Origin of the sequence: Paraburkholderia sp. 40, from assembly GCF_050434105.1 — a bacterium.
Classification (GTDB): Bacteria; Pseudomonadota; Gammaproteobacteria; order Burkholderiales; family Burkholderiaceae; genus Paraburkholderia; species Paraburkholderia tuberum.
The window spans coordinates 110,110-125,213 of sequence record NZ_JBNPVY010000001.1 but is presented as its reverse complement, the minus strand read 5'-3'; the positions used below and the strand labels follow the sequence as shown (position 1 = coordinate 125,213).

Annotated in this window: 15 protein-coding genes; 3 read left to right on the top strand and 12 right to left on the bottom strand. The window is 60.5% G+C overall.

The annotated features are described in order from the left end of the window. Positions 1–2: 2 nt before the first annotated feature. From OKW28_RS00630 to OKW28_RS00615, 4 genes are all read right to left on the bottom strand, one after another. Positions 3–1,394, bottom strand: coding sequence for a metallophosphoesterase family protein (locus OKW28_RS00630; RefSeq protein ID WP_429443007.1), 1,392 nt, complete (start codon positions 1,392–1,394; stop codon positions 3–5). An 81-nt stretch (positions 1,395–1,475) separates the two neighbouring features. Beyond that, positions 1,476–1,961 carry an NADAR family protein gene (locus OKW28_RS00625; protein ID WP_429443004.1) on the bottom strand — a complete coding sequence of 162 codons (486 nt, stop codon included), beginning with the start codon at positions 1,959–1,961 and terminating at the stop codon, positions 1,476–1,478. A gap of 186 nt (positions 1,962–2,147) precedes the next feature. Further along, positions 2,148–3,596: a hypothetical protein gene (locus OKW28_RS00620; protein WP_429443001.1), complete on the bottom strand. Its 1,449-nt coding sequence runs from the start codon at positions 3,594–3,596 to the stop codon at positions 2,148–2,150. Then, entirely contained in the window at positions 3,593–3,859 is a 267-nt protein-coding gene (locus OKW28_RS00615; protein ID WP_429442998.1) for a DUF7696 family protein, read from the bottom strand. Before OKW28_RS00615 ends, OKW28_RS00620 begins: the two co-directional genes overlap by 4 nt. A gap of 628 nt (positions 3,860–4,487) precedes the next feature. Here OKW28_RS00615 and OKW28_RS00610 point away from each other — a divergent pair. The 3 genes from OKW28_RS00610 (at position 4,488) to OKW28_RS00600 (ending at position 6,433) form a co-directional block, all read left to right on the top strand. Then, positions 4,488–5,090: a DUF1845 domain-containing protein gene (locus OKW28_RS00610; RefSeq protein WP_204523663.1), complete on the top strand. Its 603-nt coding sequence runs from the start codon at positions 4,488–4,490 to the stop codon at positions 5,088–5,090. 91 nt (positions 5,091–5,181) lie between these two features. Continuing rightward, on the top strand, positions 5,182–6,027 hold the full coding sequence (locus tag OKW28_RS00605) for a hypothetical protein (protein WP_429442995.1): 846 nt from the start codon (positions 5,182–5,184) through the stop codon (positions 6,025–6,027). Positions 6,028–6,040: 13 nt separating this feature from the next. Then, complete coding sequence (locus tag OKW28_RS00600; RefSeq protein ID WP_429442992.1) at positions 6,041–6,433, top strand: bactofilin family protein; 393 nt, start codon at positions 6,041–6,043, stop codon at positions 6,431–6,433. Between the two features lie 138 nt (positions 6,434–6,571). Here OKW28_RS00600 and OKW28_RS00595 read toward each other — a convergent pair whose 3' ends face one another. From OKW28_RS00595 to OKW28_RS00560, 8 genes are all read right to left on the bottom strand, one after another. Continuing rightward, positions 6,572–8,263, bottom strand: coding sequence for an ATP-dependent helicase (locus tag OKW28_RS00595; protein WP_429442989.1), 1,692 nt, complete (start codon positions 8,261–8,263; stop codon positions 6,572–6,574). A gap of 14 nt (positions 8,264–8,277) precedes the next feature. Next, entirely contained in the window at positions 8,278–9,147 is an 870-nt protein-coding gene (locus OKW28_RS00590) for an ATPase (RefSeq protein WP_429442987.1), read from the bottom strand. Positions 9,148–9,470: 323 nt separating this feature from the next. Beyond that, positions 9,471–10,076 carry a DUF4400 domain-containing protein gene (locus OKW28_RS00585; RefSeq protein ID WP_429442984.1) on the bottom strand — a complete coding sequence of 202 codons (606 nt, stop codon included), beginning with the start codon at positions 10,074–10,076 and terminating at the stop codon, positions 9,471–9,473. Then, positions 10,066–10,350, bottom strand: coding sequence for a hypothetical protein (locus OKW28_RS00580; RefSeq protein ID WP_429442982.1), 285 nt, complete (start codon positions 10,348–10,350; stop codon positions 10,066–10,068). Before OKW28_RS00580 ends, OKW28_RS00585 begins: the two co-directional genes overlap by 11 nt. Further along, positions 10,307–10,825, bottom strand: a complete 519-nt coding sequence (locus OKW28_RS00575; protein ID WP_429442979.1) for a hypothetical protein — start codon at positions 10,823–10,825, stop codon at positions 10,307–10,309. The genes OKW28_RS00580 and OKW28_RS00575 overlap by 44 nt, the downstream gene beginning before the upstream one ends. 10 nt (positions 10,826–10,835) lie before the next feature. Further along, positions 10,836–12,707 carry a conjugative transfer system coupling protein TraD gene (gene traD / locus OKW28_RS00570; RefSeq protein ID WP_128597468.1) on the bottom strand — a complete coding sequence of 624 codons (1,872 nt, stop codon included), beginning with the start codon at positions 12,705–12,707 and terminating at the stop codon, positions 10,836–10,838. Beyond that, entirely contained in the window at positions 12,707–14,080 is a 1,374-nt protein-coding gene (locus tag OKW28_RS00565) for a TraI domain-containing protein (protein WP_429442976.1), read from the bottom strand. Before OKW28_RS00565 ends, traD begins: the two co-directional genes overlap by 1 nt. After that, the gene (locus tag OKW28_RS00560) at positions 14,077–15,090 is read right to left on the bottom strand and encodes a type IV secretion system protein (protein ID WP_429442973.1); all 1,014 of its coding nucleotides are present in this window, start codon (positions 15,088–15,090) and stop codon (positions 14,077–14,079) included. Before OKW28_RS00560 ends, OKW28_RS00565 begins: the two co-directional genes overlap by 4 nt. Positions 15,091–15,104: the final 14 nt, after the last annotated feature.

The following is a 15,104-nucleotide window of genomic DNA, read 5'->3' as shown; positions in this document are numbered from 1 at the left end:
GGCTATGCCGCAAAAAGATCGTCATTCAGCCAGTCCAGCGTTGAAGGCTCAGTGCCAGCGGGCGCCGACGGCACCGCGGAAGCTGCCGGCGCATCTGCCGCGATGGCACCGACCGCTGGGTACGGCAGCACGGTTGCAAGCGTCTGCGGATCAGACCGCTCGTCCGGTTGTGAGTCGATGCGCGCCAGAACATCTGATGCGATCGCCTCCACCTCTGACGAGACCAGCAACTGCAAGCGCTCCTGAAGCGGACCGACATCAACGACAGTCAGTTCGGCCCAGCGTGCGAGCTTTCCCTCCACCGTCGTCTCGAGACTGATGCCCTCGGCGCGACTACGCACGATGGGAAGGACTCGCGATTCGACCTTGAGGCCCGCAGCGCCGGAAAACAGCGCCTTGATGGCTTCGCGATCGACGGCCTGCCGATGCTCCTCGTCGACCTGCCAGCGCACACGCACGAACTTGTCGGTGGCGTCAGCGGCGATTTCAGCAAGGCGCGCCATATCGGGCGGACCGTCGAAATCGATACAGACCGTCTGACGCGATGGCGTCGCGATGAGCGTTGCGCTCGCCAGACCGGGTTGCACGTCCCACGCTAGATAGCCTTTTTCGCCCTCTTCGCCGTAATGAAACCGGCCGATCGAGCCGGGATACGCAACCAGTCTTCCCTCGCGCGCCCACTGCTGCGCCTTGTGGATATGGCCGAGCATGAACCCATCGCATTCGGCCTCGAAGAGCGCAGTGAGCGAGAATTCATGATCGAAGCCCGCCATCACCACGCCATGCTCCGTCGTGCAGCCATTGACGGTGCCGTGCGAGACACCGACCGTCGGGATACCCGCCGCCCGAAGCTGCGTGTTCACGCGGCCTGCCGCCGCCAGATATGCGGCAAGCACATCGCCAAGTTCCGTACCGGCAGCGAGCGCGCCAACGCTCGCGGCCAGTTGGCCTTTGTTGACCGTCGGAAGGCACGTGAACACGATTTCAGGCTTCACGGCGATGAACTGCTTCAACTCGACATCCGAAAAGACCGGACCTGTCGAGGGCCAGAAGCGGCCGTCGATCAGCGCGACCTGGGAAACGCGGTCGGCAACGTGCACCTGATGAGCGCCGCCCATCAACGCAAAGTTGTCGAGCGTGCCCGGAGGTTCGTGAGAGAACGTGCCTTGCAGCATCAGCACTGGCATCGCGTTAGCGAGCCGGTGCACCTGGGTAGCAAGCGCGTGCAGGGACGGTGCATGAGCGTCGAGCCGATGATCGGTCGAATCGCCGGAAATAACACCCACCTGTGCGCCGCCCGCGATCGCGTCGCCCACCGCAAAGCTGAAGCAGCGTTCCGATTCGGCCAGATTGTCCGGAGCGTAATGCAGGTCAGAAAAATGAGCGAGTTTCAAATTCGCCTCCGTAAAAAGCACAAAGGCCACCCGAAGGCAGCCTCATGGATGAACACCCGCGAGGGTGTGAAGAAAGGAAGATCAGTTCATAGCGAGCGCATCGCGAACCCGCATCAGCGTGATGCCGAGCAGGTTCTGTCCACGCCATTGCGACCGGTCAGTCAGCCGTGGGTCGCGCTCGCCTATGCCGATGCCCCAGATCAGATCGTAGGGACTGGCTTCGACAAGTTCGGTCGGCGCCGTGGCAAGCAGGATGGATCTGAGCCCCGGGTTCTGCGCGAACTTCTCGCGACATCCCACGAAGACAATCGACTCGCGCTTCGCTACCCAGATTTGCTGATCAAAGCCGGCCACCTTGCGGCCTATCATCTTCTGGGTCATCGGATCGCGAGCGGCGAGAATCCTTGCAGTCGACTTCTCGTCGCTGAAGAGCTTCGCCTTGGAGAACATCATGAACTGTTCAACGCTCGTGAACGCAACGTCGTGATAGGTGAAACGGCAGGGATGCCAGTTGCTGAACACATCGTCCGCGCCAAAAAACGCGGTGAAATTGCCGATCTTGCGCACAGGACGACTCCTTGAAAACCAGACAGGAAATGGGCCGCCGGGGCGGGCTCTTTTCGATGCGCAGTTGCGCGGTCGAAAGCATTTGAGCAAACGCGGGCTTGCTGAAATGTTCTCGCAATCGAAACAGGAAAGAAGCAGGAAGGAAGCCAGCCCCGAAGGGCTGGCAAGGATTGAAGAAACGTCAGGTCAGTCGAGAAACGTCGGCTGTCTGGCCGCGCCGATCTCGCGATCGAACGCTTCACGGTCGGTCAGTGCCTGCACGAGTCGCTCGTTCATCTGGTCGACGTCCTGCTCGCGCTCGGTCCAGCCGCGCCCGAACCTCGTATGGGCGTAGATGCGGAACTCCTGTTTGCGATCCTCGGCGCTCAGGCCAAGCCGTTGCAGCAGGTCGGACATCCGGTCGCGCTTGTCTGCAAGCGTTTCCGTCGATCCGGCAGTTGCCGGCTGTGCGGCAAGCACGTGTTGCAGCAACGGACCGGTGGTAGCCGCAGTGTCTTGCCCCGCTACAGGAGACGCGGTGGAAACCGCCGCTGCAGCTTCGGCTGCGCCAGCGTCCGTCGCACCGACAGCAGCACCCGCTTCCGTTCCCGGCTCGCCCGACGCGTCCATCACGGCACCTTCAGCAACCGCGTTACAAATCGCCGCATCGACTTCGCCGCCGAGCCGCACGACATTGCCGCCTGCTTCGATCAGCGCTACCGCCCGGCTCGCCGTTTCCAGCGCGGAAGGCGCATCATCGGCTGCGTCGAGCAACGCACCGATATCGATGTCTGCATCGAGTACCGTGAGCATCTGGCTCGCTCTCACTGCCTCGCCGTGCTCGTTGATCCGCGTAATATCGAACTCACGCTTTGTGATCCAGAATCGCGTGCCTGTCAGTTTGCCCCGAGCAAGCTGCACGGTCTGCATCGCCGAGTAGGCCTTCTGCAGAACGTAGATTGAGTTCGTCGGCAATTCAATAAGGCCGAGCCCTTTGATGTCCGGCACTGCGAACACGAAACTCGCAGACAGGTTGCAGTGTCGCGCCTGATACTGCGGGCACTGTTCCGGATCGCAGATGCCGTCCGGAATCGCCTCGTCCTGACGACGGATGACGGTGCGTCCGCCGAAGTGCCGGACGGCACGTTGCGCACGCGGATCGCGCTCGATCTTTGCATATGTCATGCAATAGCGGATTCCGTCGCGCTCGTACTGGGAGAAGAACTTCCGACCATTTGTGCCGTATACGGTCATCTGGTTCGGCAGGTTCTGCATCCAGTCATTGAACGCGAACAGTACGGGAAACCGGTAGAGCTTCACGCCGTCACCGCGGTCCTCGCCGTAGAGCCGGAGGATTTCGTCGGCCACGTCCGGATTATTGAAGTCCGAGCGGCGGCAGGTGAAATATGCGGTGTTCTTCGGCACGAGCGCGTTTTTCAGGTTGCATTTCGATTCGAGCACGGAAGCGATCGTATCGAACGAATCACCTGCTGCGACCATCGTGTTGTACAGATCGACCGCACGCGCGTTGCCACGGGCTTTCGATGTGAGGACTTTAATGCCCGGGCGAATGTGCCCGATCACCGGCGGACGCAACGCCCGCTCTTCAACGACGCTGCGAACAGGGCCGTTGACCAGATTGACTACTGCGTTCATGAGGGTTTCCTTGCTAGAAAGAAAATGGCCGTGGTGCGCAACTCGCTGGCTGAATGCTCCAGTTCGTGTGCTGCCGCCTCTCCGCGGCGTTCGGCAATGTGGGAAAGAAAGACGCGGCGATCCGGATCGCTGTACTTCGCGATCTGGGCAACCTCGCACCGTGCCCGCCATGCGGGCGACGCGGTATCTGCAGTGGTGCGCTCCTCTGCAATCGTGTGGCTGATCGCTTCGGCAATGCGCTCATCAAGACGGTCTGGAAGCAAGATGACCTCCTTCGGGACAGGAACGACAGGACGAAAAAAAACGCGTCCCTCGGAGTGAGGAACGCGTTTCGGGATTCGATGAAAATGACCCGAGCGCCACAACCCTTCCGGGGTCGTGGCGCTCAGGGAGCCGCAAGGCTCAGATACGAGGGCGTAAGTCGCCCTCGCGCAGCATGGTCACGCTGCGCAACAGCCCATTGTCGGAAAATCAATTCCGCCGCAGGATCACGGTTCAGTCGACTACGATCGTTCTACCCAGACTAGGCTCTGGAGAGAGAACACCCGATGTCCGGGTCCGAACGATGTCGCGGCGCAAATGAATGCGGCCGGCAACGAGTTTTATGACTGAATGAATGGGGAGCGCGGGCTAGGCGCTCATCAGAAGAAAATTCCACACCAGTGGCCAACCGGTCGGAGCATGCACAGGGCACGGCTTGTACAGAAGATGGACTCCGGGCTAGCCGGGGTCATGTCGATGCGTCAGAGACGCGAGAAGTAGAGTCAGTATTGCGCAAATCGCAGGCCGTGTACGTCAGAAAGGTGACGAAAACAGCGCAGCTTTTACCCACAAATCGTCTGACGTGCGCGAGCAAAATGGCCGGTGAGAGAGACCACCCGAAATAATCATATGGCCGCCGTTCTTGAACAGACACCGGAGCCGGACCCGCATCCAGCGCCAGGCGTCGCTCCACAACCTGAACAGTCCATTGCCGCAACAGCGGGCAGTGGCCTGAAACCCATTGATCGTCTGACCAGCGATTCGCGACTATCGCGGATCAACCCGGAATCAGACGCAAAGACCGTCCTGCGTTATTCGTCGCAGTTCGCGCGCAACTACATCCGCTCGGACTACAACTTCTGCGCCGCAAAAATTGCCGTCGCACGCGGCGGTAAGGTTCGCGCGCTGGAAACGGCATTGCGCGAGACCTCCGATTGGCTGCGCAAGACCGAGCAGTGGTTACTGCGTCATCAGGTCCGTCCGATTGAATTACCGCACGATCTGATCGAACTGACCATCACCCGTCCCCTGGCGGGATTGCTCGTTCGCTGTCTCACGCAATACGACCGTGTCTACGCTCGCGCGACGGAACGCATGATGACAGGCAAGATCACGGGCGAAGACCGCGCGCGCATCCTCGACAACGCTGAACGCCGATTGAAGCAGGTCGTACAGATCTGCATGCCGGACAACGATCAGTACGACTTTGACGGCGAGCGACGCGAGCAATAACGCCTCGCCGTTTTCGGCACACGACGACAGTTCCCCGCGCTACTTGACATCGCCCCGTGATGGTTACGCTCGAACTGTCAAAGGAGAGACTATGGACCTCAGGGAAATTCAGGCATTGCACGCGCAATATTCCGCGCAACCGGTGATTATCGACCTCGCCAGCCATACAGCGGCCATGCCCGCCCTGCCCGCCCCCGACCGCGGCGGGGCGGCCGGCGCTCGAATCGATAAATTCGTCGGCAAACTGAGCAAGGTCGGGAAGCCGACGCTTGTTGCGCTCGCAATTGCGGCGGTAGCCGCAGTCGGCGGCATGAGCATCGCGCGCATCTGGCACGCCATGCATGAGACGGTGGCAGCGCCGACATCTTCGGCAGCAACTCAAGCGCCGGTATCGGCCAGCGAACCAACCCGCGACAGACCGATCGACGTCAACCCGGCGCACCCGCTCACTTCGAAAGACCTCGACTCCGTTGCGCCCGTCACCCATTCGGCACTTTCGAACGTCGACGCACGCTCGCTGGCTTCAACGACCTCCGCTCCCGTAGTGGACCGGACGGTACCGACGACACGGCCTGCCGCGGAGAATGTCGCGGCGGCGTCACCGATCCGCATCCAGCGGCCGGCAGCGGCCGTCTCGCCCGCGACAGTGGCCTCAGCAGCGCCGGCGCCGCAAGCCGTCCCTACGGCGGACGCGCAAGTGCGATCGCTACCGGCGCCAGCGCCGGTACCACAACAGTCGCCCGTCCAGTCGAAGGCGCCCGTCGCGACACCCGTACAGGAAGCGGCAAAGCCAGAGACACGTCCCGCGTTGCGTCCTCTGCATCATGTCACACGTCACCAGGTGACGACGCCAAGCAATGAGGCGTCGCCCGAACCAGCAGCTCCCACACAACCCAAAGCGCAGCCCGGCAAGACCGGCGACGTGCAACTCTTCTGATGAGGCTCTACCAATGAAGCCCCAACCGCTTAACGTTACTCTGCTGGCAGCAGGTCTCTCGATCCACGGCAATGTCATCCTGGACCACGGCGTCAGCAGCTTTGGGATTGTGGACGGCAACATCGTTTCGAATGCCGGTCTCGTGCACATCGGACAGAGTGGCATGGTAAAAGGCCAGGTGGAGGGAGAACATGTGCGCGTCGATGGAACGGTGGAAGGCGACGTGCACGCACGTGGCGTCCTGGAAATCAACGGCCGCGTAAAAGGCAACGTCTACTATTACGGGACGATCCGTCTTGGCCCGCGTGCCTCCCTCGAAGGTCAGATCAAGCGTAAGAGCGATATGACCATCGAAAACGCCACGAGCAACGTCCAGCAGTTGTCCCGCACGGCCGGGACCGCTTGACACGCTCGCGTGCGTACGAAAAAAGGGGCGCTCAGCGCCCCGTTTCTTTTCCGTTTGCACTGTTATCGATAGTAAAGCGCCCGGTAGCCGGGCAGATAGCCCGTATTCTCTTTTCGGTTCACCTTAGAGCGCGAGCCTCTACTGGATGGAGGATTCGATAAGAAAGCGGGAAACGGGATTTTTTTTGATTGTCGCGATGGTCAAACCGTCCCGCGCGCGGGTCATCGCCACGTAAAAGAGGCGGCGTTCCTCGGACTCCGTGCTCTTCTCGTCAGGTACGACGCCCTCTTCGGCGCGTGAAATCCACACGTGGTCCCATTCCAGCCCCTTCGAACTGTGCATCGTCGTAAGCACCAGCGCACCATCGGCCGGTTTGTTGTTATCGCGCTTGAGGTATTCGATGCGCTCCGCAAAGGTTCCGCTCAACCGCGACAGCACATCGTAGGTGCCCTGTATCGCGCGGATTGCCTGATCATTCTTTGCATAGGTCATCATCAGCTCGTGTACGCCGTCCAGTACGAGCGAGTAGAAGCGTCGCTCACACATCTCCTGCCATTCAGACAGACGCTTCATGAAACTGCGGTATGCCGTCGCCGTGTCTTCTGGCAGACCAATGTCGACGAGATCCTTTTTCAGGCGCTGAACAAGCACCGGCCCCATGTCGCGATGAAGGGCGCCGAGCAGCGGTGTGCTCATGCCCATGTATCCAAGCACTGCGTCTAGACCGTTCTGCTTGCGCCCTTCCGCGACTTGCAGCAGGTTGCACATCAGCGCCCCTTGAGGCCGGTTCAGGACAGAACTACCCGAGGCGCGGAAATACAATACCCCGTGTGAGCGAAGTACAGCCTCGATAGGGTCGAGAATCCGGTTCGTGCGCGCGAGGATCGCGCACGACTTCCCTGCACTGAGGAGCGGATGCAGTGTCTCAACGGCGGCGACAGCGTCCGCGTATTCGTCGTCGGACCGCTTTGTCGCAACTGTGCCGCCGGGGCCACGCTCTGCCAGCAGAATCTTGGCGATCCGATCGGTGTTATTGCGGATCACCCGATCGGCGGCGGAAAGGATCTCGCCGCGGCAACGGTAGTTGCTGCCGAGCACGACACGTTGCGCGTTAAACGTCTCCGCGAAGCTTTCCATTCCCCTGACGCCGAGCGCAGCGCGAAAGCCGTAGATGCTCTGATCGTCGTCGCCGACAACCGTGACCTGCGCGCCAGCGTTCGCATGCAGTTCGACCCATCGGTATTGCAATGGGTCGGTGTCCTGGAACTCATCAACGAGCAGATCGGTGAACTGATACGGTGCGATCTTGCCCGTTTCCATGCCGGCAACGGCAAGACGGAGCATGTCCTGAAAGTCGATTTTTCCGTTGCGCTCCAGCGCTGCCTGATAGGCCGCGTAGATCTGCGCGTCAGGCGTGCCCGCCTCGACCCGACCGAAATTAGTCTTGATGCGCTCGACGACGGGTACCACCTCCTCGGGCTTCCAGTTCAGTCCGAGCTCCGCGATAACGCGCGTAATCAGCCCCAGACGATCGCCATCCGTCGCAATATCCCGCTTCCCGAGTTGCTTGAACGCGAGCGAGTGAAATGTCCCAGCAATCAGGCGCTTTTTAGCGCTGTCGCCCGCGAGCGCAAGGATTCGGTCCCGCAACTCAAGCGCCGCGTCCTTGCTGAACGTGACGGCGCCGACGATCGCGGTCGGGTTGGACAGCAACAGCGCAGCCTTCGCCGCTATGGTTTTCGTCTTGCCTGCACCTGGGCACGCGATCGCGACACAGTGGTGGCGCAGTTCTGCGACCTCACGCTGCTGCGGATTCAGCCCGTCGAGCATGGTAAAAGGCCCTGTTAGCGGCCGCGGACGGTCGTCATCAGGCGCAGGTGGGTCATGTAGCCCCGCACGCCGACAGGATGGAATTTGCGCAGGAAGCGGGTCGTCTCCTCGTCGACGTCGGACTGGTCGCGCACGCCGTTCCACACCAGAAAGTCAAAGTGATCCATCACCTTGTCGAACTTCATCAGCAGTGACAGAAGGCGCATCGAGAACCGCGAGTATGCCTCTACGCCGATTTCCAACGAAGGTTTGGTGACGCTTGGGGCAAAGACGATATCGCCCTGCTCGCGCAGGCGTGTCTCGGTCTTTTCACGGAAACCCTGAGCGACGCTCAGCTGCTCTTCGACATACGCTTCGAGTTCGCCGACCTGTTTCTCGAAGAACGCTGTGACGGCGCCCTGATCCTCCGCGCCGAATGTTGAGCGTCCGAAGCGCTGCATGTTGATGCTCATCCGGTTCAGGTACGGCCACCATTGCTCGAACAGCGGTTTGAGGCGAGTGTGATTCAGGCGGACCGCAGCCTGGACGACGGCCGCGCCCGACAATTGGCGGTTCATGAGTTCGCGGCCGATCTCGCGGCGACGCTGCACGATCGCTGAGCGTTCCGCCGGCGACAGTTCACGGAACATCTTGCGCGTGCGAGCCACTTGCTCACGCTTTTCTGTCGCTTCCGCCTCGCTGATCATCCCTTCTTTCTGAAGGGTGTTCGCGGCATCTTCCATCTGTTGTAGCTCGAGCTCGATCTCCCCACCATCCGCTCCGTCGGTCGTAGCCGGGCCATCGGCAGTGGGGGGCGTCTCCGCAGCGCCAATGGCTGCGTTGGGATGGGCGGTCGCAGAATTACTTGCAGCGTCGAGGTTCGTCTCTTCCGTGATGGTCGTCATAGTGGGTCCCTGTGGAAAGCACGCGCGAACGTGCGCGGTACGACCTTATTGTCACGAGGGCCGCAGAGCGAGATGCATCCAAAACATGGACGATTTCAATCTGCTTTTGGGGGTAAGACTGATCCGGTTCGACCAACTTCCGTCGGCGGACGTCGAGAGAGTAGGAATAGGCGTCGCGCACGCGCACTGAAGGTGGCGCGTATGGAGGAACGGGAGAAGTTGGGACCAGCATAGCGCGAGAAGATTCGCGAAAGTGCCGGGAGCCGGCTCAGGGTGCTAACCCGGAAAGCTATGTGGTTTGCCGCAGCTTTCCGGGGAATATGTTACTGAAATGAGGAAGCAGCCTTCCACAGCAGCGCACCCAGAATCGCCGCCACCGCGATCCAGTACTGTGCGAGAACAGGGATTGGGGCAGCCAGAACCGCGAAGGCGACCCCGAACACGAGCAGGATGCCGTGTCCGGCAAGGTGGAACGAGAGCGGGCTGGCGAAGCCGGCAGCGGACGCCTTGATCTTGCGCCTCACGGAGCCGTCAACGAACGCCGCAACACAGAAGACGAAAGTCCCGGTGAGCCACAGCTTCATGACGCTCGCGCGATAGATTATGCGGTAGACCTCGAGCCAGAAGTTGTGCACCCAGGCGTGTGCGAACTCCGAGACACCCGCCTCACCGATTTCGCCCGAACCTGACGCATTGAGTGTTGCGCGGATAATGCCAGAGTCCACAAACCAGCGACGAAACCGCGCATTGGTCAGCGTAACCACCTTGTCAGCGTGTTCGACCCCGACGACGGCCTGTACCGAGTCCACTTCTTCGGGCGGCACCGAAAATAGCGACCTGTCCGGAAACGCGGGCATGACGAAGAGCGCCAGCAGCGGCACGAGAAAAAACCACCACTTGACGTGGGAAGCGAAGCGACTACCGGCCATAGGCTTGCATCCCCCATTCAATCAGCACCGGCACCACTCGGGACAGCATGTACAGCGGGAAAAGGATCAGCCCGAACATTCCAACGTAGAAATGGACTGGCATACGGGCAATGTAGAGCGCCATCCCGTATGCTCTCGCGCCGTCGCCACGAGAAAACTCGTCGGGACGCGACTCATCCATCACGTCCTGTGCGCGCGCCGTCGATAGAGCGCGTCGCGCGAGATCCGGATCAACTCTCGACAGCTTCGCTATCAGGAAAGGCGTGAGCGACATCGTAGTCCTCGAAATAGAGCCGGAAGTTTTCGCCAGTCAGCGCGCGCGCGGCTAGCTGGAAGGCAACAGAGCGCTGCGTGACCACCTCGGGACACCGCTCCTCGACCATCTCCGTCGCTCGGCCCGCATGGCGCGCCTCGAAATCAGTGACCGGTTCGAGCATCGTAGGCCACACGTGATAGCGCTCGCCATCGCGCGCAATATAGCGCCGTGCATACAGCCGGTGCGCGTGACTGAACAGTCCCTGCATGAACGCAATGTGCGGATTGCCCGTCTTTCTCGTGCGCTTGAACTCGGCGATCGCTGTGTCGAGCATCTCTTTCACGAGTGGCTCAGCCTCACCCATGAACTTCTCCCCAATAAAATCGGCCACCCGCGCGCAGGCAAGCTCAAGCTCCGGCGCCAGCGTGAAAACGGGAATCAGGCGGGACGACAGCTTGTGTTCGCGGATAATTTTTTTGAATACGGCAGACATGCGTAGGTTTTCAGCCTTGAAGGATTGGAATGCGGCCCTGGTACACGGCGGCGCCCGATATGCGCATGAAATATTGCAGGTTGGGCAGGCTGTGAATCAGGCGGGTTGGAATCAGCGGCGCTTTCTCCAGTTGAAGCGAACGCGAGACGCCTCCGGTGAATTCGCCGATATGGGCTTCGGTGCCGGTACTCGTACTGCCGGTGATCGTGATGTTGCGAATTGCTGTCTCCCCGACCTTGTCCGAGAACCACTGTGCCGTATCGGTATCTTCGAGTCTAAGGATGATCTGATTATTCAAATTGCCCAAAACCTGCAGCATTTTGGCGGCGTTTCCAAGCTTTGCCTCAAGGTCAGCGCGCGTCTGGAAAGCAACGAATGCCTTGAAGCCCGCCCCGCGCCCCTTGTTAAGGATCTGGATCACCTGTTCGTTGATCGCCTCAGCCACCTCGTCGATGATCAACACCACGTCGGGCGGCGTCTCGTAAAAGTTGTAGATCGAACCGCAGACCGCAGACACGTCTGCGAGCAGCATCGACGCAATAGCCTTGGCCACAATGCTGTTAGACAGCGAATCAAGGCCAATATGCAGAATCGCTTTCTGGCGGATCACCTTTTCGATGGTCCACACTTCGCGCTCATCATCGAAGTCATCGACCTTCGGCGCGAGCATAAGACCCGTCTCGCCCGTCGCCAGCATCTGAAGCAACGGCAGCGCGGACGCGATAATCCGCATGTAGTGCTCCCGGTCATGCGTGTGGGTCGCTATCAGGCCGTCAATCGCTTCGTGACCCTGCTCCTGCGAAGCGAATCGTGCGCTGTAGAGCCCGATCATGCCGTCGACCAGCGTCGCGGCATTGTTGCGCTGACTTTGGCGGGTTGCTTCTGTAGCAACCTGCTGTTCCCAGTCCGTCAATCCCTTTTCCACGAAAAACCGCCGCAGCGCCTTTTCGAGCAATGGGGCGATACCACCCTGCGCGTACTTCAGGATCGAGCGCAAATTCGGCTTGTCACCGATGTACAGCTCGCCGTTCACCGAGCGGCTGATAAACAGGTAAGCAAAATCCCGGAACGGCCCCTCTTCCATCAACTGTGCAATCCGCGCGGGGATTTCAGATGGCTGCGACCAACTGTCGAGCGGCTCGAGTCGCACAGACTCCGACGGCTTAGCCTGATTGAAATACAGGAATTTCCGGCCGGTGCGAGCAGCTTCCTTTTCCGCACGCAGCTTCCAGTCCTTGTCGTTTTTCGGATCGACGTTGATCAGCACGTCGCCCAGGTGAATGACCTGCGTCGAGATGACTTCGTAGGTGCGCGTCTTGCCCGAGCCCGTCGTACCGCCTACCGCCGTGTGTCCTCCCATCGACTTGTAATGGAAAGGCACCAAGGCTTTTTTCGGCTCCAGGCCGTGAATCCATGACGCGCCCTGCGGCATGCGATCCCGGATGCTGTCCTTGGGCGCGAACAGGCCCTCGATCGCGTCCTCAATCTTGCGGCCCGTCTTGGTCTTGTTGAGCCATTTTGGCAAGCCCGGGATATCCGTCGTTGGCATGCGCAGGATGTCGTGGGCAATCTGGCAGTGCTTCTGCGTCCATTCGAACCCGATGCCGAGGTACATCGAATTCGCCTCCTCGCGCATGCGCTTCTGAATCTGCAACAGCTTGGGAATTGGCAAGGTCGTCAGCCACTTCGTGGAAATGGCCATGCGAAATTTCAGCGCGCGCCAGATCTGGAACGACCGCACCAGAAGGAATGCGAGTCCGACGAGTGCAAAAATCCAGGCGTAGGGCATGCCTGAGAGCGGCAGCATGACAATCGCAGCGAGCCAGAAGACGGCCGCGCGAAGCTCGTAGATAGGACGGAAATGATTGATATACGGAGTAATCATGCTGGGCGATCCAGAATAAGTTGGCCAGCCCGCGGCGTAAGCGTGATTTGGCCCGCTTCGTCGGCAACCATCAGGCTGCGCTTGCGCATGTGCTCAACGAGCGTGCTGCTGCTAACGCCGTAGCCCCCGACGAGTCGCTTGGGCAAGACGAGACCCTGGTCACTCCACTGGACCGATGCTTTCCCCGCCGCGACATCCTCACGCAATGCCTGAAACAGTTCGCGCACGAGATTTGGTACTCCCTTGAGTACCTCATCAAATGCCGCGGGCGGTGCCGATTCGCGACGATCTGCAGTCGGCTGGGAAGGAGACTTCATCGCGGACGGATCGACGGCGGGTTGCGAGGGTGCCGCCGGCGCGGTTTTCGTAGCCGGCGAGATCCCCAGCGCCTCGTGCAATGGTTGCGGCGACGCCTTCGCGCTGCCTGCCGACGGCTCAGGAAGCAGTTCGGCCGTCGTTCCGGAAGGAGCGGCCGGAACGCTTACCGGGCTCACTGGCGCGGGGGCCGGGTCACTTACCGATTGCGGCGCCGCCGCGGTCGATGAAGCACCGGCCAGTGTCGACTGGCCGACCGTAGCAGCCGATGGCGAGGGCTGATCCGGGACGGGCGCAACAGCAACCACCGGCTCCAGCTCGGCAGCCACATGAACGGCCGATGGCACGTCGAACTGAACTGGCGCGAACACGGCGCGTTGCGCCTTGCGATCGAATTCGTCGGCGGTGCTCACCCCTTGGCGCACAACCTTATGGAGGAGCGATTCCGCTCCCAGAGGCTGCATGTTCGGGTTGATCGCTCCAAACAGGTCCGATTGCACCTCGCCATCGAGCTCGGAAAGGAGGCCAGAGCCAACGAGAACCTGCGCCAGCATGCCCGTGCGCATCCGCTCGACCGCCAGCGGTTGCGCCCGGCGTGAAACGCGATATTCAGAACCGCCCAGCCACGGCCCCACCGCGCCATGAACTGACGGATTCCAGGCCTGCTGATCCCTGTCACGTTCGATCACGAAATATCGGAACGGCTCGTCGAGCCGGGAACAGACAGCAGCGAGGAAGACTGCGTAGTTGTATTGCGGCTCGATGCGCCGGCGTTGCTCGGATGGCAGATTGGTACCGAACTTCTGGCCACCCGCCAGGCGCATGGAATAGAAAGCAGTCTCCACGGTGCAACGGAAGGCACCGCCTGGCTCACGATAGAGATCGGGGCTGAGCGGCAATGAGGAAAACCACGCCGCGCACGATTCCAGCACGGTCATCCATTTCCGCGAGAGCTCGCCTTTGCTCACTTCGTTGGCGCATTGCGCAATAAGATCGACGCGTCGCTGATGCTGTGTCATCAGCGCATCGCTCGTCGTGGATGCGTGCAGCGTCATACCACTCCCGCCGTCGCTGTCTTCGCGACCTTCCCGATGATCGCGCCGCTGGCGTTTGCACCGCCGCCGAACATGCCTGCGATCTTGGGAATCTCGAAGGAGACAAGAAATACGAAGAATGCGAGATCGAACACCTGGGCAGCAGCTCCCGAGGTTGTCAGCCCCAGTGCTGCTGCATCATGAACGGCGTCCACCATGCTGTGCGTAACGAGTCGCATCAGGATGGCTGCGACGACGATATACATCCCCGCGCTGACCATGTAGTCCAGCCACGTCTTGAAATAGCCGCGCGTGAACGAAGAGAAGCCGAGTGCAAACGCGATCTGGCCCATCACAACACCGGCCGCGAACTGCAATTGTCCGATGTTGATGAAGAACACGAATATGATCGAAGTTACCGACAGTAGCGCCCAAGCCAGAAACAGCGGAATCGTCGCGATCACGATGTCAGGAATCATGGTCAGGTGAAAACCAATTCCGGACCATGCCTGCACTGCGGAATCGAAGACCTGGCCGGCAGCGTTACCCATGATACTCAGCGCGCTGGTCATGTTGGCGCCGCCTATGTCGTTGGCCATCGAAACGAACCACTTGTAGAAGTTCGGGGCCCAGCTCGCGAAACCGACATAGATCGACGCGAAGATGCCGAGAATACCGAGCTCTTCAAACAAGGCGACCCACGCGATTACCGGGTCTTTTGTCGCGGCAAACCGCACAGCCGCGAGCACGATGGTGATGACCGCAAGCCCGCTGGCGAACTTGTCAGATTCCTGCTGAATACTCTGCGAGGCGGCCACAGCCGTATTCATGATCGACGAAAACAGCGCGGTAATCTTATCGATCGCGCGGGCGTTACCAGCTGCCGTCTCGCCCGCGCTCACATACGGATTGGCAGTTGTTCCGCTGGCGGCCGCCAGCGCCGCCGTGTCAGCGAAGGCCGGCGGCGCTATGACCGTGACTAGCGCCAACAGCGAGAGGACGACCAGACATCTCAGCTTACGCAACATCATGGTTGACTCACAAA

Excerpts from the sequence above, each read along its gene's own strand:
- OKW28_RS00620 (WP_429443001.1), bottom strand. The coding sequence starts at position 3,596 with ATGAACGCAGTAGTCAATCTGGTCAACGGCCCTGTTCGCAGCGTCGTT.
- OKW28_RS00610 (WP_204523663.1), top strand. The coding sequence starts at position 4,488 with ATGGCCGCCGTTCTTGAACAGACACCGGAGCCGGACCCGCATCCAGCG.
- OKW28_RS00605 (WP_429442995.1), top strand. The coding sequence starts at position 5,182 with ATGGACCTCAGGGAAATTCAGGCATTGCACGCGCAATATTCCGCGCAA.
- OKW28_RS00600 (WP_429442992.1), top strand. The coding sequence starts at position 6,041 with ATGAAGCCCCAACCGCTTAACGTTACTCTGCTGGCAGCAGGTCTCTCG.
- OKW28_RS00595 (WP_429442989.1), bottom strand. The coding sequence starts at position 8,263 with ATGCTCGACGGGCTGAATCCGCAGCAGCGTGAGGTCGCAGAACTGCGC.
- OKW28_RS00590 (WP_429442987.1), bottom strand. The coding sequence starts at position 9,147 with ATGACGACCATCACGGAAGAGACGAACCTCGACGCTGCAAGTAATTCT.
- OKW28_RS00585 (WP_429442984.1), bottom strand. The coding sequence starts at position 10,076 with ATGGCCGGTAGTCGCTTCGCTTCCCACGTCAAGTGGTGGTTTTTTCTC.
- OKW28_RS00580 (WP_429442982.1), bottom strand. The coding sequence starts at position 10,350 with ATGTCGCTCACGCCTTTCCTGATAGCGAAGCTGTCGAGAGTTGATCCG.
- OKW28_RS00575 (WP_429442979.1), bottom strand. The coding sequence starts at position 10,825 with ATGTCTGCCGTATTCAAAAAAATTATCCGCGAACACAAGCTGTCGTCC.
- OKW28_RS00565 (WP_429442976.1), bottom strand. The coding sequence starts at position 14,080 with ATGACGCTGCACGCATCCACGACGAGCGATGCGCTGATGACACAGCAT.
- OKW28_RS00560 (WP_429442973.1), bottom strand. The coding sequence starts at position 15,090 with ATGATGTTGCGTAAGCTGAGATGTCTGGTCGTCCTCTCGCTGTTGGCG.